Here is a 19472-nt window from a genome sequence, read left to right on the forward strand (position 1 = left end):
ACCTGCGCCGGCCGGGCTACAGAACACCTCTGCGGTGATGGCAGCCTGTAACGTCAATGGCGGATAAATATCTAAAGAAACCAGATTACCACAGCCATTGGCATCAATTACTTCTATGGTATGTGTTCCGGAAGATAAATTTGTAATGGTAAAGGTAGCCGCATTATTGGTTTGAGGGGCTCCTCCGTCAACACGGTATGTGTAAGGAGCTATTCCGTTTACGGTACGGTTTACTTCAATGGTAAAGGCACCTTCGGCAGCCGTACATTGATCAATAACCGTAGCAGTAATAACGGGCTCAGGATCGAGGTTAACGGTTACAGGAGTCTGCTGTACACAGTTGTTGGCATCTCTGGCATAAACTATATAACTATCTGCTTCTACATTGGCAACATTTGTAGTGTTCCAACCCGGATCGGTAGCTAAAGGAGCCGGATCTGAAGCCAGAAGGAACTGATACTCATACGGAGCGGTTCCAAATTGAGCCGATGCCGTAATAACGCCTGCGTTGGGGTTACAATTATCATTAGTAGCAGTAGCATTTACTACCAGAAGGTTTGGTGATTCTGAGATCACAAAAGGATCAGAAGCAATAACACAACCATTATTGGCCCCTCCTACCTCTGTAAAGAGAATGTAATATTCACCGGGAGACAGACTACCAAAATTATTTACCGTTTCAAGTCCGCCGGATAAAGGCGAAATAGAACCGTTTTGTCCTGCTACTACTGTATTGGTCAGGAAGGTATATATCTGATAATCTATAGAAGTAGCTCCTCCGTCATAATTATCAACCGTGAAGGTCACACTTCCGTCAGCAGCACCGTTACAGCTTACATCGGTAGGAGCTACGGTACTTACCAATTGTGATTGTGCGGCAACCGGAACGGTAGCTTCCTGTATGTATTCACAGTTGGTATCATCGTCGCGAACAATAAAGGTATAAGTAACTCCGGGCGTAAGTCCGGTAAAGGTAAATGTATTGGGTACTGTAGCCGGAGCGGTAATGCTGGATGCGGGGAACCATGCCGGACTTGTTATACTAAAAGGCGGTGCCGGGAAAATGGCAAAATAGAAATTACCGGTACCCAAAATACCATTATTGGCCTGGGCTACTACAGTCATTTCTCCACTCCCCAGGGTACAACCTGCGGCACCGGAGGTAGTGAGTAATACATCAGGACCGGTAGCTACCGTAGCAGGATACGTGGTCTGACACCCGTTACCGTCGTCAATAACCACAGTATAATCTCCAAAATCTACTCCGGCAAATGTTAAGCTGGTAGCAGCAGTGGGCCCGGTGGGGTTCGCGGTAGAGGTGGTTGCCAGGGCTCCGGTATTGTCCAGAAGCGTATAGGTATAATTAGGGGTACTGGGCGTTGTGATCACAATATCCACAGAACCTAACTGATTCCCTAATACGGGGTCACACGATAACGGATTCCCGACTACATTGGCCACCAGGCCATCGGGCTGGGAAATGGTTACCGGGAACGGAGCAGAAATACATCCTTTGTTATCAGTTACGCGTACTTCATAATTACCTGCAGGCAGGCCGGTAGTTTGTGTACCGTAATTAAAAGCCGTAGAAACATTCAGTACTTCTATGGTATAAGGGGGTACACCAATAGCGGTGTTTATAGTTACATCCAGAGCTCCGGTAAGGTCACCGTTACAAAGTATATTGGTGGGAACCACATTACTTATTACCGGGATATCTGCCGGAGTTACCGTAATAGGGTTTGTGATGGCCTGGCATCCTTGCGAATCAGTAACTCTAAAGGTATAGTTACCTGCGTTATTGGTGGCGAAGGTAGCCGAAGGGATCGATGTATAGGCCCCTGCGTTAAAGGATACTTCGTATGAATAGACGGGGTATCCGTTAGCGGCGTTTATATTGATCACCGCATCAGGCGATGCGGAACAATCCAGGTCTTTAGTGAGTACAGCCGAAGCCGTAAGTGCCGGGTTGATAGTAACCGGTGCCGAAGTACCAGTACATCCGTAGGCATCGCGTACTTCTACCGTATAGGTACCTGGGGCGAGTCCTGCAAAAGTATTAGCGCTTTGGAAGGCTCCCCCGTTAAGGCTAAACTCATAGGGTGCGATCCCACCTGCGGGTGTTGCGGTAATAGTAATACCCGTAGCGGCATCAAAGCAGAACGTATCTGGTGCGATAGTTACTGTAGGGTTTACCGGCGGATCAATGGTAAGGGGTTGTGTGATGACACAACCTCTAACGTCTCTTACAGAGATATCATAAGTACCTGCGTTAAGAGCCGGGAAGGTATTGTTAGTTTGGAAAGGTACATCAATACCTGCGGTGGCTGTATTATCGAGTTGGTACTCATAGGTACCCCATCCTCCTGTGGCATTTACGGTAAGCAGGGCATCGTCAATACATGTCAGCGGACTCAGGTTTGTGGTAAAGGCCAGAGCAGCAGGGGGCCCTGCTACGGTTACGGCTGCTGCGGTATCGTTACAGAAGGGATACGAGAGATCGGTTACCGTTACAGTATAGTCATCAGGGGCGAGTCCTGTAATCGTTTCCGTAGTATTAGAAGACGTACCGGAAGCTACAATAGTACTGGCGGCATTGCGCACTTCAAAGTCATAGGACCCCGTAAAGTTTGCCACCGTAAACCGAATGCTGCCGTCATTGGCCCCGTCACATACTTCGTCACTGAGCAGTTGCGCATTCACCGTAATAGGCGTAATGTTGTTAATAGTATAGCTTTCTTCAATAGTACACCCTTTATCATCCGTAACTCTAAAGGTATAGGTACCGGGCGCGAGAGCAGTAAAAGTGTCTGCATTTCCATTATTCACCGTAATAGGAGCGATGATCTCATAGGTAAATGGCGCATTTCCATCCACTACTGTTACGGTGACATCGGTAGTAAGTGCGGGGCACTGTACCGGTGCAGCAGCAAAGGTGAGGTCGGTAGGAGGATTTAACGGATCGAGAGTTACGGGATTGGTAACGAAAATACATCCGTTGGGTATATCTCTTACCGTAATAGTATAGGTACCATCAGTAAGGTTTGAGAACAGTGGGGATGGCTGGAAGTTCACCCCATCGATACTGTATTCAAACGTACCTGTACCTCCTGAGGCAGTACCTCCTGCTATGGTGATGGCCCCGTTTACCAGACAGGTATAAGGAGTATCGATCACAGCAGTAGCAGTGATAGGGTTTGCGGGGTTGATCGTAACAGAGAAAGTATCTTCACAGAGTTTGCTGTCTCTTACGGTATAGGAATAGGTACCTGGGGCGAGTCCTGCATATACAGTTTGTGCCGAGAAGGCACTACCGTTAAAGCTAATGAGGTAGGGCGGAGTACCGAAGTTAGTATCTACCGTAATGGTTACTTCCCCATCGCTACCTGCGTCACAGCTTACCGGGTTGGTTACTGTAGCATTGGCCTGAGGGAGTTCTGCTGGAGTTACCGTAATAGGGTTTGTAATGGCCTGGCATCCCTGGGCATCAGTAACTCTAAAGGTATAGTCACCTGGGGTGATGGTAGTAAAGGTAGCCGAAGGGATCGATGTATAGGCCCCTGCGTTAAAGGATACTTCGTATGAATAGGCGGGGTATCCGTTAGCGGCGTTTATATTGATCACCGCATCAGGCGATACAGAACAATCCAGGTCTTTAGTGAGTACAGCCGAAGCCGCAAGTGCCGGGTTGATAGTAACCGGTGCCGAAGTACCAGTACATCCGTAGGCATCGCGTACTTCTACCGTATAGGTACCTGGGGCGAGTCCTGCAAAAGTATTAGCGCTTTGGAAGGCTCCCCCGTTAAGGCTAAACTCATAGGGTGCGATCCCACCTGCGGGTGTTGCGGTAATAGTAATACCCGTAGCGGCATCAAAGCAGAACGTATCTGGTGCGATAGTTACTGTAGGGTTTACCGGCGGATCAATGGTAAGGGGTTGTGTGATGACACAACCTCTAACGTCTCTTACAGAGATATCATAAGTACCTGCGTTAAGAGCCGGGAAGGTATTGTTAGTTTGGAAAGGTACATCAATACCTGCGGTGGCTGTATTATCGAGTTGGTACTCATAGGTACCCCATCCTCCTGTGGCATTTACGGTAAGCAGGGCATCGTCAATACATGTCAGCGGACTCAGGTTTGTGGTAAAGGCCAGAGCAGCAGGGGGCCCTGCTACGGTTACGGCTGCTGCGGTATCGTTACAGAAGGGATACGAGAGATCGGTTACCGTTACAGTATAGTCATCAGGGGCGAGTCCTGTAATCGTTTCCGTAGTATTAGAAGACGTACCGGAAGCTACAATAGTACTGGCGGCATTGCGCACTTCAAAGTCATAGGACCCCGTAAAGTTTGCCACCGTAAACCGAATGCTGCCGTCATTGGCCCCGTCACATACTTCGTCACTGAGCAGTTGCGCATTCACCGTAATAGGCGTAATGTTGTTAATAGTATAGCTTTCTTCAATAGTACACCCTTTATCATCCGTAACTCTAAAGGTATAGGTACCGGGCGCGAGAGCAGTAAAAGTGTCTGCATTTCCATTATTCACCGTAATAGGAGCGATGATCTCATAGGTAAATGGCGCATTTCCATCCACTACTGTTACGGTGACATCGGTAGTAAGTGCGGGGCACTGTACCGGTGCAGCAGCAAAGGTGAGGTCGGTAGGAGGATTTAACGGATCGAGAGTTACGGGATTGGTAACGAAAATACATCCGTTGGGTATATCTCTTACCGTAATAGTATAGGTACCATCAGTAAGGTTTGAGAACAGTGGGGATGGCTGGAAGTTCACCCCATCGATACTGTATTCAAACGTACCTGTACCTCCTGAGGCAGTACCTCCTGCTATGGTGATGGCCCCGTTTACCAGACAGGTATAAGGAGTATCGATCACAGCAGTAGCAGTGATAGGGTTTGCGGGGTTGATCGTAACAGAGAAAGTATCTTCACAGAGTTTGCTGTCTCTTACGGTATAGGAATAGGTACCTGGGGCGAGTCCTGCATATACAGTTTGTGCCGAGAAGGCACTACCGTTAAAGCTAATGAGGTAGGGCGGAGTACCGAAGTTAGTATCTACCGTAATGGTTACTTCCCCATCGCTACCTGCGTCACAGCTTACCGGGTTGGTTACTGTAGCATTGGCCTGAGGGAGTTCTGCTGGAGTTACCGTAATAGGGTTTGTAATGGCCTGGCATCCCTGGGCATCAGTAACTCTAAAGGTATAGTCACCTGGGGTGATGGTAGTAAAGGTAGCCGAAGGGATCGATGTATAGGCCCCTGCGTTAAAGGATACTTCGTATGAATAGGCGGGGTATCCGTTAGCGGCGTTTATATTGATCACCGCATCAGGCGATACAGAACAATCCAGGTCTTTAGTGAGTACAGCCGAAGCCGTAAGTGCCGGGTTGATAGTGATAGAAGCTGTGTCGGTACAGTTCTTATTGTCTATAACTTCTACGGTATAGGAACCGGGACTGAGACCGGCAAATACATTACCGGTTTGATAGGCCCCTCCGTTAAGACGATACTGGAACGGTGCGGTACCTCCGGAAGTAACGGTGGCTGTAAGGGTAAGGCCTGCAGAAGCGTCATAGCACACATCATTGGCCGTTAGATCCAGTGCAGGGCTTACAGCGTCTGTAAGTGTAAAGACATCCTGTATCTCACAACCATTGGCATCTCTTACGGTTACAGTATAAGAACCAGATGTTGTAAGTGCTGAAAACGTATTATTAGATTGATAAGGAAAGTCAATACCTGCAGAGGCATCAAGGTCGAGCTGGTATTCATAAGATCCCCATCCGCCAGTGGCGGTAATCAAAACGGAACCGTCATTGGTACAGGTTTTATCAGTTACGGCAATAGAAACGGATAAAGGTGAAGGAGGACCGTTTATGGTAATAGAGGTAATATCTGTACAATTGGTAACTGTATCGGTTACTTCTATGGTATAGGTTCCTACGGAGAGTCCGTTAAGGGGTACATTATTACCGGGAGCAAGAGTACCTGAGAAATTATTCGGGCCGGTAACTACATAATCAAAAGTATTGGGGCTGTTCACAGTAAACAGTAATTCTCCGTCACTATCTCCGTCACACGAAATGTTGCGGATAAGCTGCCCGGTAACATCTATTTCGGTGATGTCTCCAATGGTAAGATTTTCAGTGTAAGAACATCCATTGGTATCGGTTACCCTAAAGGTATAGGTATCTGGTGTAAGTCCGGTAAAATTACCGGTGGTATTGGATGTAATGGCTGCGGTTGGTGCCAGGATCTCATAGGTAAGAGGTGCTACTCCACCGGTAGATACAGCAGTTACATCTACTGCTTTTCCGTTATTACAGGTTACCTGAGGAACGGTAAATGTAAGATCAGTAGGTTCGCTGTTCGCAGGAATATTCAGGGTATTGGTCTGGAAAACACAACCGTTGGCATCGCGTATGAAAATGGTGTACACACCGGGAAGAAGCCCGGAAAAAGAGGTGTTTCCTGAGAAATTAACACCGTTTATACTATACTCATAAGGTACGGTACCCCCACTTACAGAGCCGGGTACAATACTTACAATACCATCTGGCGTATTACAGGTATAAAACTGGTCTATTTGTGCCTGCCCGGTAAGAGGGGAAGCATCATTAATGGTGACGTTAACTGGTAGCGGACAACTGGCAGGACCTTTTTGCTGGTTGATCACTACGATATAATTACCGGCAGCGAGGCCTGTAAACACACCTGTAGTATTACTGGCTAATACATTATTAGACGTGTCAGTAAGGTCGTAACTTAAGGTAAATCCGTGAGATTGGGTAATGTTTATGGTAACTGAACCATCGGTTAAACCGGCACAGCTTACATCGGTAATTACCGGAGTAAATACGACATCAGGTTCCACGTTTATGGTTACGGGATTAGATACAACCGAGCAGTTATTGTTATCAACTACCACAAACTCATAAGTACCTTGGTTGCCTGCAGTAATCACAAATTGATTGCTGGTTTGGAACTGATCAGCCGGAATATCGCCTATTGTGGTATAAAGATCGGTACCGTTATAGCTCCATATAGCATAATTATAAGGAGACTGCCCTCCACTGGCAGTTAATTCAATGAGCCCGTCTTCACAGGAAATATCCTGTATTACACTGGCCTGCAAATCAAGATCTGAAAAGTCTTCAATAGTTATATCACCTGTAAAGGTACATCCGTCATCAGTTCGGGCATTAACCGTATAGGTTCCTGCGGGAAGATTGTTAAAGGTATAGTCGTTATTATTGGAAGGGCCAAAGGTATCTATAGTGGTACCTCCCTGAGAGATTTCATAATAATACTGGGGCTCTACATCGTTGATCTGTACTCGTACTGAACCAAGGTCACCATCGCAAAAAATAGGCCCTGGAATAAGATCTACGGTAAAGTTTCGCTCTCGCACATCTGCCGAAGCGGTGAATACACAAATGTTTCCCGAAACGTTTTTCTGACGAATATATACGGTGTAAAGACCCGCAGTAGTAACGTTAAACACGGGGCTATCCTGAAAAGGACCACTGGGATCAAGACTGTATTCATAATCAGAAGGAACATTGGTCACAGTAATTTGTCCGGGAGTATTACAAACAATGTCCTGAACAAGGGTTCCGGGGGTAAGCAGGTTTTGGCTTACATTAAAATAAAAACGGTTAAAGCAACCATTTTGATAGTTAATTACCAGTCGGTACTGTCCGGCAGCGTTAACGTTAAAGTCGTTACCGTTTTTAAGATCAACCCAGGTACAGGTTTGGTTTTTGTTGGCACAATCATCAATACCTACTGCGGGGCAACTACTTTCATCGAGCCTTTGCCACACAATATTGTCTGAGTCGGTAATTTCGGTATCAATAAAACGGCTGTCAGTACCCCCGCAAAGAAAGATCTTTGGTAATTCATCTCCGTCATTGGGGCAGGTAACTACCTCATCTGCATAAGGTATTACAGGATTGGTAGCCGTAGTACCAAATAAAACTACGTTAATAGTCTCATCAAAACTAAGACATGGTGCGGGAGCGGTTTTGGTAACTATATAGGTACCTGTCTGGTTTACGGTAAGGGTGTTCCCGGGTCCATCCTGAAGGATATTACCGGCACTGTCACGCCAGGTGTAATTTATAAATCCGGAACCGGCCGTAAGCACTACTTCCGAACCACAAAGTACTTCATCACGTTCAAAAGAACAATCGTCTATATCGGTAAGGAAATTGGTAGATCCGGGGATACCGAGATCACAATCATCAAAACCGGCAAAACTGGGGTCATCTGATATCTGATTATCATTGATAATTCCCTGATAGTAGGAGAAAGCCTGATTTTGAATAAGATTGGAACAGGCGTCTCTTAGTTCATTACAACTACTTACGACACGCACTTTCATACGTATTTCGTATTCGGGATCTCCAATTTCTACATAGCCGTCTGGAACGAAAAATTCGAGAGTATTGTTGGCTGCATCAAAAGTGTACGTAACTTGCTCGGTAGCGCTAAGTGGCGGAGGAAGAATAATGTCTCCGGGTTGAAGAGCTCCGTTGGGAGGGAAATTTACGTTTACAGGAAGTACGTCTCTTATGCGGTAATTGGTGGCATCGTCGTTTCCCCGGTTTTGGAACTTAAGCACATATACAATTTCCTGCCCGAGGGTAACTCCTGCCCCGCCAATGTCATTACCGGCAGCATCTTCTACGGTTTTGGCAAGTGCAATTTCGGGTTCTATGATCTCAATGGAAAAAGTGGAAAGAAAGGCTCCATAACCATCTCCATTGGTAATAAGTCGCAAGGTAGCGGCTGTTTCTCCATTACCAATTACTGAATTACCGGGGTTGTTCATATCAAAAATATCGGCATCAAAACCAAGGGTATTGGTACTGGCAATATTTCTGGTGGTTACATTGGCACCGTCTATGGTGATATTGGAATTAAAAAAGTTGGTACCCGGGTTTGCGGCGTTTGAGAGGCGTATGAAACCATCATTATCAGGCCCTCCGCTGGCGGGTTTTCCAAAAGCTTTTATACGAAGTTCATCATTTGAAATACCACGGTCCCCTTCAAGGGCTGCTACTCCCAAACGGGTTCTTACGGGCCCTATGGGTATAGTGGTAAATCCGGCAACATCTATTTCTACACGTGCATCGGGGTCTCCGTTACGATCTCTACCCTGTACCCCGTTATACCCGTCAAAAGTGGTGATGTATCTACCGGGTAATGTAGGGTTCTCATACACTACCACAAGTACCCATCCGGCGGCACTACCTCCCAGCCTTCTTCCTCTGGCGGCACGCATATTAGCTACAAAATACTCTCCGTTAGGATTGGCAAGTGGTGTGATTAAGGAGGTTACATCTGCCACACACACATAAGGTGCATCTTTAAAAGAATTCACCGGATCGGCACTGTTAAAACCGTCAAAACGAACAATATCGGCAGTTACATCGGTATAAGCACCTCCGGGAACTCTGAATTTGACTGTGGTAAAATCGGGACTACGGCCATTTCCGTCTCCAATGTACTGAAGCGCGGAACCAGTTTGACCGGGAGTGCCATCCGGAGCACCTCTGTCAAACGGATATACGGCAGACCAGTATAAAGCGGCATAGGCTATTTTGGTACAACCGTCCAGATTAAGGGTTGAACTACTGGAACTAAATGTTGACGGGTCACCGTCAATGTCAATATATTCTACGTTAAAGCTGTTATTGTTACCGGTACCGTTATAAGGGTTATTGGCTTCTGAGGGATTATTAACGTTGGCACGGTTAATAATACCGTTTGCCAGAAAGGTAACGTCTCCTTTAATATTGGTCTCAAATCTCTTTTCGAAACCAGGAGGTACAGGCGTCTGGGCATTAACAGCACTATAGCCTACTATAAAAAAGCAGGCTAGAATAAATAATTTTTTGGGGCTAAGTAGGTTGGTTTTCATCATAAGACGTAATTAGTGTTAACACGCATTATCCACATCTCATCGAAATAAGAGTCGTTAATGTTGGAATAATATGAAACTAGGGCACTATTCCAGGATTCGTGTTTTTTAAGGTATACGTATCGGTAGTTATTTTCGGGGTTAATAAAATAATCCGCTTGAATTCCTTGATTACGCAGTTTTTGTACAAAACGGGTAGCGTTTGAGGGCACGGCAAAAACATTGGCTATTATGTAATAACCATCATCTAATGAGGCAATGTTTATAATTTTTCCTTTTTTGGCAGTTCTTCGTTTTTTGCGAGTATTTTGCGAGTAAATATTCTTGATCTGTTGTTCTGTTTTATCCTCGATCCCTGTAATAGGAGGGCTTTCCATATCTTGCTGGGCAACATTTTTGTTTTTAACAGGAGTCGAAATGCGTCTGGTATCTGCATCTTTTTGCGGATCTCTACCTGCAACTTCCTGCTCTGCAGTAATGTTTGGAGTTACAACGGGTGAGGATACTCTTTTTATGGCGGGCTCTTCTTCCTGTTGTGGGTCGTTATTAGCTTCGGAAGCTACTACGGGTGAACTGATACGCTCTGTTTCTTGAGGCTCCTGTTGCCGGGTGGCATCTGTAATGCGCTCTGTACTCTTAGGAACAGGAGAAGTAATACGTCTGTTTTGGGGAGTAGCCGGAACGATCTCCGGGGTATCGGTATCATTTTCAGCAAGCATCCCTTTGTCAATTTCAGCCCCATCTTCTACACTCATGATCCAAATGTCGTCCTGATACGCACCATTAAGGTCTGATTTATAAGCGTCGAGTGCTTCCTGCCAGGTATCGTATCGTTGCAGATATACATAATTCAGGTTGTTTTCCGGGTTTTTAAAGAAGGAAGCATCTAAACCTTTGGTTCCCAGTGTTTCTATAAAACGGTTACGGTAATAGTTTCCTTTTTTACTCTGGCTATATACATTGGCTATTATATAATAACCACCTTTTACGCCCTGAACGGCTTTTAGGGTTTGCTGACGAATATTGTTTGCTTTGGCAGCCCTGATAAAGTCTTTTTTCTCTTCTGCATAGGAAGTATTATACACTTTGGCTTTTCGAGATACCGCAGTGCGGTCGGCAATGGCATTTTGGGCCACTTTAGGATCATTTTTCATGGATTTGATAAGGTGGTAAAATCTGCGCTCAATGTCGTTAGTTACCGCTTTTTCCATAGAATCCTGTTTAATAATCAGTTCGGCGAGAATTTTGTTATTCTCTTCCAGGTTTTTGCGAATTCTGGAAAGTTCCTCGTCTTTATCGGCTATGAGTTCGTCTTTTTCTTCCAGTTGTTGTTCCATTTGCGCGAGCTCATCACCTGCTTCTTCTTCCAGCATTACCCGATCTTCGGTGAGATTGGGTTGAAATGAATAGGCAAAAGTGATCTCATGAGTAGGCCCCAGGTTTTCTGTCTGGTCATTGAAACCTTTTTCAATGGTATAACCTAATGATAAACGTCTGGTAAGGTTAAAACCAATTCCGGCAGAGGCGCCGAAAAAGTCGTCATATCCGGCCTGTATCCACCCTAATTTAGGTAAATCGGCAATAAGGCTACCGGAAAGGTTGATTTCACGATCGCCCTGTTTTCTGGCTCTGGTAAGCACTGAGAGTTTTCCGTCTTCAAGTATCCCGGTTTGCTTTTCAAATCTGCGGGTGTACATAAGGTGACCTGAAAAGGTTTTCTCTGAGAAATCGGTAAGTGATTCACTGGTTCTCAGGTTAAAATCTACCAGGTTTTCGGCATAAAAACCAACATCAAAACTACCTAATGAAAGGTTGAAACCGGGTTGGAACGATAAAAGGGAACTATTGTTAAGCTCCAGTAATACGGGGTCTATTTCACCTGATATTACTTCGTCTCCGTCAAGACCGCTGCTAAAGAAAGAAAGATTGAACCCAAAGGTAAGGTTGCTTTTCTCGGCGAGCCTTACTCCATAGGCATAGTTAGCAAGTATCCCAAAGTTACTGATCACTCCCAGTTTTTGCTGATATACCCCGAGACCCAGACCGGTGCGATCCCCGATACGGCCTGAATAACTGGCCAGATAGATCTCCGGAGAATCTTCAAACTGTACCCATTGATTTCTGTGATACAGGTTGATATAGGAGTTATCTTCCCGTACTGTTGAAAATGTTGGGTTAATGAGGAACCTGTTAAACTTTAAAAGGTTCTGTGAAGGCACTTCAAAGGAGATAAACGGGGTTTCTTCCTGACTCTTCACTGCTGTAATTGAAAGAATCATTAAAAGAAATGCTACTATTTTACTTTTCATCCTCTAGCGTATTAAGGTTATCGTTCCTTGTTTTAAAATTTCTCTTCCCCTCACTATCTTGTAATAAAATACAGGTTTGTTAACGGGATATGATAGGTTCGATTCGGGCCAATTGTTTTGATACCCCACAGCACGAAACACATTCTCGCCGTTGGGGCCGTAGATAAATACCTCTACGTCATTTTTAAAGGCATAACTGTTGGGAATAACCCATAAATCGTTAATGCCGTCAGAATTAGGACTTATAATGTTAGGAACTACAAAACTGTCCTGATATACTACGGTAAAACTCTTTACCACCTGACATTCGCCTACATTCGCTCGCAGTATATATTGTCCTTCTTCCATAAGTGTAACCGAGGCGGTATTAGAGATCTGCATGTTCTCCTGGTTAAACCAGGCATAGGTATCTGCACCGGAAGCGGTTACGGTTTTTGAGAAGCCTTCAGCAATTACAATACGCTCGGGAGCATCTACAGTAACTACGGAATCTTCAAAAGGATTAATGACTAATTCATTGGAAAATACGATACACCCTTCTGTCATTACGCCCAGTTTATAAACTCCGGTGAGGTTAGTATTCAGTACAGAACCGGTTTCGGGTAACTGTGCATTGTCCAGGTACCATTTATAGGAGTACCCGGCATCAGTTATACTAGAGGTAATGGTAATAGTGGTAGCCCCGTTACAGGAAACGTTGCCGTTACTTGTAATTATGGGGTTAATATCGGGTTGAAGCTTTACAGGCAGGTCGTTGGAAGTAACTGTAAAAGCATTCAAATTAGCGGTAACACGATACGTACCATTTTCTGATGGATCTGACAATGAAATGGTAGAAGCAGTGGCACCGCTTAGCGGTTGTCCTTCAAACTGCCATTGATAGGTAAAGTTGTTTACCAGTTGGGCAGTCGCGTTTATGGTAGTGCTGCTGGTTATGGCATTAATAGTTTGTATATGTAGTGTAGCATCTGTCTGTGTACATTCACTATAAGGAGCCTGAGCAGCGATAATAATTTCAAAATCTTGCGGAAAAGCTATGGTAATTTCATTAGAAAAGGTTGCTACGGCACACCCTGTTCCCTGGATTACTCTGGCTTTATATACACCGGGAGTGCTTATAGTGAGTGAAGGTGTGGTAGCACCGCTCACGGCTGTATTATCTTTAAACCATTGATAAGAAGGTGATTGTGCATTGGTGGCAACGTTAAGTGAGACCGATTCACCGGGGAGCAGTAAAACATCTGCATCAGAAGCAATGGAAACATTGATGTTAGGGGCAGTAACAGTAACGGGAGCTGAGGTTTCCGAACACCCGCCTGGGTTTTCTATCTCCACGACATACATACCCTGAGGGTCTGTAGTACTCAGTGTAAACTCAGGAAGATAACCTGGTGTATTTTGCAATGTACCATTTTTGAACCAACGATAAATAAGATCGGAATCATCAATATTGGCCTTGAGTACATAAGGAGAACCTGTACATACTTCTACATTGGCAGAGCCCTCTATGGCAATACCCATAAAGTTATCAAGCTCTACGCCTACTTCGTTTGATGAGGTAGAACTGGAACAATAGTCACCATAATCAACTTCTACATAGTAATAGCCGGGTTGGGTTATATCGAGAAAATACTTATTGGCACCGGCAATAGGGGTTATATTTCGGTTTCTGAACCATCGGTACGAAGCTTCCCCGGGAAAGTTTAATACCTGGAGCCTGAAACTGGAACCATCGCAAATGTAAAACTCACCGAACAGCGGATTCCCATTTTCATCACCCAGTAGTAGTGATTCTCTAACAGTTTGATAATAAGCAGGAAAAGAATTGCTTTCAGGACTGGTTCTGGCAGGATTGGTACTTCTAACACGCACTTTATAATTTTCACCTCTTGTATTGGCAGGAAATGAAAAGTTAAATTCAAATTTCAGAGTGGTGTTTTTATTGGAAACCGTAGATAAAACTGTAGGATTGGAAAAGCTGCCATTCCCGTTTGATAATTCCAGAATGAATTCGTTGGTATTATTAACCAGTGGCGGCGACCATTCAAATTCTACTTTATAGGAGTTAAAATTGTCTGATATACAGGGAGCCGTAAAATACGGTACAGGCTTATTCAGTGTTTGCGAGTGTGAGGGGCAAACATGAAGTAAAAACAACGCGCACAACAGCGCAGCAATATGAAAACGTTTAGAACATTTCATATAATAAGTAGGTCAAAAATTTTAGATTTGGGCATCTAAAACAACAAAATTAAAATGATTTGGGTTAAAAAACTAGGCTAACAGCTTAAAACTTCGTTGAATTGTTCACAAATGACGAAAAAACCAAATATTTTTTTTCACAATGGCTTTTTTTTATCAACAACAACTTGCTATAAACTGATAAACAGAGTTTTAACATGTTAATATTTGTTAGTTTCAGTAAATGATTAACGTAGCGAAAGTAATTATATTTTATGGGACAGCAACTTTTTTTCATGTTTATCAACAGTTGTTAATAACAATAATTACCCTAAAAAGCCTTCTGTTAGTTATTTAGCGTGATTTCTTTTTATGTATTTTTGCGCTTCAATTTGCAAAGCTTTATGTCTGAAGAAACAAAATCGCTCAATTTTATAGAACAAATCATAGAGGATGACCTCGAAAAAGGTTTCCCAAAATCAGATCTTCGTTTTCGTTTTCCTCCGGAACCTAACGGATACCTGCATATTGGGCATGCCAGTTCGGTATGCCTCAATTTTGGGTTGGGTTTGCGTTACGATGCGCCTGTAAATCTTCGTTTTGATGATACCAATCCGGCAAAGGAAGAAACCAAATATGTAAATGCCATAAAGAAAGATGTAGAATGGCTGGGTTTTAGCTGGGATGAAGAATGTTATGCTTCTGATTATTTTCAGCAATTGTATGACTGGGCGGTACTTTTAATAAAAAAAGGAAAGGCGTATGTAGATAGTCAGTCGTCAGAAGCTATTGCCAAACAAAAAGGAACCCCCACGCAGGCAGGTACGGCCAGCCCTTATAGAGAAAGGACCATAGAAGAAAACCTCGATCTTTTTGAGAAAATGAAAGAAGGGGTGTTTGAAGCCGGAACTCATGTTTTAAGAGCAAAAATAGACATGGCCTCGCCTAATATGCTTATGCGCGACCCGGTTATGTACCGCATCATGCATAAAACACATCACAGAACGGGTGACGATTGGTGTATCTATCCATTGTATGATTGGGCGCACGGCGAGAGTGATTATATTGAACAGATTAGCCACTCTCTTTGTACATTAGAGTTTCTGCCCCACAGAGAGCTTTACAACTGGTTCCTTGATCAAATCTATGATGAAAGGAAGGAAGTAAGGCCCAAACAAAGGGAATTTGCCCGGCGTAATTTGAGTCACACGGTGGTAAGTAAACGAAAGTTGTTACGCCTGGTAGAAGAAGGAAAGGTTACAGGGTGGGATGACCCGAGAATGCCCACTATTTCGGGATTACGGCGCAGGGGATACACACCGGCAGCTATACGCAACTTTGCTGATATGATAGGGATAGCCAAAAGAGATAATTTAGTAGATGTGAGTGTACTTGAGTTTTGCGCGAGAGAGGACCTTAATAAATTGGCACCAAGAGTAATGGCCGTGTTGAACCCGGTTAAAGTAATTATTACTAATTATCCCGAAGATAAAGAAGAATGGCTAAAGGCAGAGAATAATCCGGAAGCCGAAGTAATGACTTATAGAGAGATCCCGTTTTCAAGAGAGTTGTACATTGAGGAAGAAGACTTTAAAGAGCAGGCAAATCGAAAGTTTTTCCGCCTTAAATTAGGTGGTGAAGTACGGCTCAAAAATGCGTATATTATCAAGGCAGAGTCTGTAGTTAAAGATGAAAACGGTACTATTATAGAAGTACACTGTACGTATGATGAGGATAGTAAAAGCGGAAGCGGTACCGAAGCCAGCATGCGTAAAGTAAAGGGAACCCTGCACTGGGTTTCTGCAAAACACGCAATAAAAGCTGAGGTACGTATATATGACCGTCTCTTTACACATGAGGCCCCCGATGCAGAAAAAGATGTGGACTTTATGGAGCATCTTAATACAGAATCATTGAATAGTATAGTGGGATACGTAGAACCCGGACTAAAAAATGCTAAAACAGAAGACCGTTTTCAGTTCCAAAGACTGGGATATTTTTGTGTGGATAGAGACAGTACTGCCGAAAAACTGGTTTTTAACAAAACAGTGGGCTTAAGAGATACATGGGCAAAACTAAAAGAGAAATAACAGGTCTTGTGTAAGATCAAATATAAAGCCCGGAAATTTCCGGGCTTTGCTTTTCTTATCAAAATACGGTTTTTGATAAGATTTTATTATAATAGACCTTGATTATAGTTACTCATAACGAAAATCGATTTTTGCTATTAAAAATGACTTGATTTAAAGCGATCTAAGAGGCTTTTATTAAAAAAACATAAAACTATATGTTTTTCGCTGCTTTTGTTTGGTAAAAGCCTCTAATTCTCTTTTTAAAGGCAGTGTAGGTAATTTTTCACGAAGATGGTTATGTTAAATACAGTGTGTTTGTAGTATTAAAAACAGATGCTGTTAGCAAGGGGTCTTAAAAAACAAAAAACCCTGCCGTTAAGCAGGGTGTAAGTTTTATTCTTCTTTTTTACGATTTTGCTTTTTCATAGCTTCCCCTATTTGATTACTGGCGGTAAATGAGGCGACCATATTATTGAGCATGTCGCTTCCGGCTTGTGGTGAATTAGGAAGGAGAATTAAATTACTATTGGTTTCTTCCCCAATAGCCTGTAGTGTATCGTAATGCTGGGTAACGACAATAAGAGCAGAAGCTTCCTGCGAATTAATGCCTACTTTATTAAGTACTTCTACAGACTCTTCCAGACCCCGGGCAATTTCACGTCGCTGGTCAGCAATACCCTGTCCTTGTAAGCGCTTACTTTCGGCTTCGGCTTTAGCTTTTTCAACAATGAGTATTCTGGCAGCGTCGCCTTCAAACTGTGCGGCAATTTTTTCACGCTCTGATGCATTTATACGGTTCATAGCATGTTTTACCTGAGCATCAGGATCAATATCGGTTACCAGCGTTTTAATAATATCATACCCGTAATCCAGCATGGCTTCCTGAAGTTCTGCTTTTACGGCAATCGCAATATCATCTTTCTTGACAAATACATCGTCAAGTTTCATTTTAGGGACCTCTGCCCTGACTACGTCAAACACATAACTGGTAATCTGATCATGTGGATATTCCAGTTTATAAAAAGCTTCATATACTTTTTCACGAATTACTTTGTATTGAACAGAAACTTTAAGCTTTACAAAAACATCGTCCAGCGTTTTCGTTTCAACAATTACATCCAACTGTTGTATTTTAAGGCTAAGGCGCCCCGAGATACGATCTACAACGGGAATTTTAAGTTGTAATCCTGAGTTGCGAATACTGTGAAATTTTCCAAAGCGCTCAATTACCACAGCGGTTTGTTGCTTTACAATAAAAAATATTCCATAAAGAAGCACAAGTGAGAGAAGAAATAATATAGGTAAATAAATGATTTCCATGGCTATTAGTTTTAGTTTTAAGGTGGTAATTTACGAAACTCTCAATGTAATAGTATTTAGAAAAACTTAAATTGTTAAATAAAATACATTGTGTTCTCCTATATTAATCAAGTTCTTGTATCGCTTTTTGAATACGTAATACAGCTTCTTCTGTTCCTATGATATCAATTATCTCAAAAACATCTGGACCACTTAAAGCTCCCACGAGGCTTAGGCGCAAAGGCATCATAACCTTACCAAAGCCTATTTCTTTACTTGCGATCCACTTTTTTACCTGAGATGAAACATGAGAGGGACTATGGTCTGTTAAACTTTGAAGAATCTGGATCACTTCTTTCATAAGTGTTGAGCTACCCTCTTTCCAGGCCTTTTTAACAGACGTTTCATCATAAGTATGGGGAGCTTGAAAAAGAAAGTGGCCGGATTCCCATAGGTCTTCAACAAAAGTGGCTCTTTCTTTAAGCAGCCCAACAGCTTTTTTTATCTTATCCGGCGATGAGGTGATACCTTTGCGCGCAAGTATTTCTGAAAACATGGCAGCAAGGCTATCGTTAGATTTTTTAAGAAGGTAGGCGTGATTAAATGATCTTAATTTATCAATATTAAAGCTGGCAGCCGATTTGTTTACCTTTTGTATATCAAAAGCCTTAATAAGCTCATCAATAGAGAAGATCTCCTGGTCGGTTCCCGGATTCCACCCTAAAAGGGCTAAAAAATTGATCAAAGCATCGGCAAAGTAGCCATCTTCCCGAAATCCACGAGAAACGCTTTGTGTTTTTGGGTCTGTCCATTCCAGAGGAAATACCGGATATCCTGATTTATCACCGTCTCTCTTGCTCAATTTGCCTTTACCATTGGGTTTAAGTATAAGCGGCAGGTGGGCAAACTTGGGAGTTGACCAGTTAAAAGCTTTGTAGAGTAAAACATGCAACGGGAGTGAAGGCAACCATTCTTCTCCGCGAATTACATGTGATATTTCCATAAGGTGGTCATCTACTACATTGGCAAGGTGATATGTAGGCATACCATCACTTTTAAAAAGCACTTTGTCATCAAGTGTAGATGTATTGATGTTAATGGTCCCTCTTACGAGATCTTGCATGGGAAGCGTTTCATTTTCAACAATCTTAAACCGAATAACATGAGGCTGTCCTGCTGCTATCCGTTCTTTCACTTCAGTTTCAGATAAGGTTAGTGAATTTTGAAGTTGTAAGCGGGTACTCCAGTTATATATAAAAGTCTCTCCTTTGGCTTCATATTCTTTTCTCAGAACATCCAGTTCTTGAGCTGTGTCAAATGCAATGTAAGCGTGGCCGGAAGTAAGAAGTGTATCTGCATAAGATGCATAAAGCTCTTTACGCTCACTCTGGCGGTAGGGTCCGTATCCTTTTTCTTTGCCAACACCTTCATCATAAGGAATACCACACCATTCCAGAGCCTCTGTTATGTAAGCTTCGGCACCTTCTACATAGCGGTTTTGGTCAGTATCTTCGATACGGAGTATAAAATCGCCGTTATTTTTTTTAGCAAACAGGTAGTTAAACAAAGCGGTTCGTACGCCACCAATATGAAGGGGCCCGGTAGGACTGGGTGCAAAACGCACTCGTATATTTGAATTCATATATTTGTATTTTTGGCTGTA

General features: G+C 43.3%; 6 protein-coding genes. 1 reads left to right on the top strand and 5 read right to left on the bottom strand.

The annotated features are described in order from the left end of the window. The 3 genes from WAO84_RS05100 to WAO84_RS05110 all read right to left on the bottom strand — a co-directional run. The coding region (locus tag WAO84_RS05100) for a hypothetical protein (RefSeq protein ID WP_340064111.1) at positions 1–9951 on the bottom strand (9951 nt) is incomplete at its 3' end. Beyond that, complete coding sequence (locus WAO84_RS05105; RefSeq protein ID WP_340064112.1) at positions 9948–12257, bottom strand: PorP/SprF family type IX secretion system membrane protein; 2310 nt, start codon at positions 12255–12257, stop codon at positions 9948–9950. The genes WAO84_RS05105 and WAO84_RS05100, both read right to left, overlap by 4 nt. Before the next feature lie 3 nt (positions 12258–12260). Then, positions 12261–14459, bottom strand: a complete 2199-nt coding sequence (locus WAO84_RS05110) for an Ig-like domain-containing protein (RefSeq protein ID WP_340064114.1) — start codon at positions 14457–14459, stop codon at positions 12261–12263. A 383-nt stretch (positions 14460–14842) separates the two neighbouring features. Between WAO84_RS05110 and WAO84_RS05115 the strand changes: the two genes are divergently transcribed. After that, entirely contained in the window at positions 14843–16528 is a 1686-nt protein-coding gene (locus WAO84_RS05115) for a glutamine--tRNA ligase/YqeY domain fusion protein (RefSeq protein ID WP_340064116.1), read from the top strand. Positions 16529–16903: 375 nt separating this feature from the next. Here WAO84_RS05115 and WAO84_RS05120 read toward each other — a convergent pair whose 3' ends face one another. Both WAO84_RS05120 and gltX read right to left on the bottom strand, forming a co-directional pair. Then, positions 16904–17830, bottom strand: a complete 927-nt coding sequence (locus WAO84_RS05120) for an SPFH domain-containing protein (RefSeq protein ID WP_340064117.1) — start codon at positions 17828–17830, stop codon at positions 16904–16906. Positions 17831–17933: 103 nt separating this feature from the next. Beyond that, positions 17934–19451 (bottom strand): glutamate--tRNA ligase, encoded by a 1518-nt coding sequence (gene gltX / locus WAO84_RS05125; protein ID WP_340064119.1) that lies wholly within the window; start codon positions 19449–19451, stop codon positions 17934–17936. Positions 19452–19472: the final 21 nt, after the last annotated feature.

This window comes from Ascidiimonas aurantiaca, from assembly GCF_037646345.1.
GTDB lineage: Bacteria > Bacteroidota > Bacteroidia > Flavobacteriales > Flavobacteriaceae > Ascidiimonas > Ascidiimonas aurantiaca.

What these genes read in the sequence shown, in the direction of transcription:
- WAO84_RS05105 (WP_340064112.1), bottom strand. Translation starts at nt 12,257, where the DNA reads ATGAAAAGTAAAATAGTAGCATTTCTTTTAATGATTCTTTCAATTACA.
- WAO84_RS05110 (WP_340064114.1), bottom strand. Translation starts at nt 14,459, where the DNA reads ATGAAATGTTCTAAACGTTTTCATATTGCTGCGCTGTTGTGCGCGTTG.
- WAO84_RS05115 (WP_340064116.1), top strand. Translation starts at nt 14,843, where the DNA reads ATGTCTGAAGAAACAAAATCGCTCAATTTTATAGAACAAATCATAGAG.
- WAO84_RS05120 (WP_340064117.1), bottom strand. Translation starts at nt 17,830, where the DNA reads ATGGAAATCATTTATTTACCTATATTATTTCTTCTCTCACTTGTGCTT.
- gltX (WP_340064119.1), bottom strand. Translation starts at nt 19,451, where the DNA reads ATGAATTCAAATATACGAGTGCGTTTTGCACCCAGTCCTACCGGGCCC.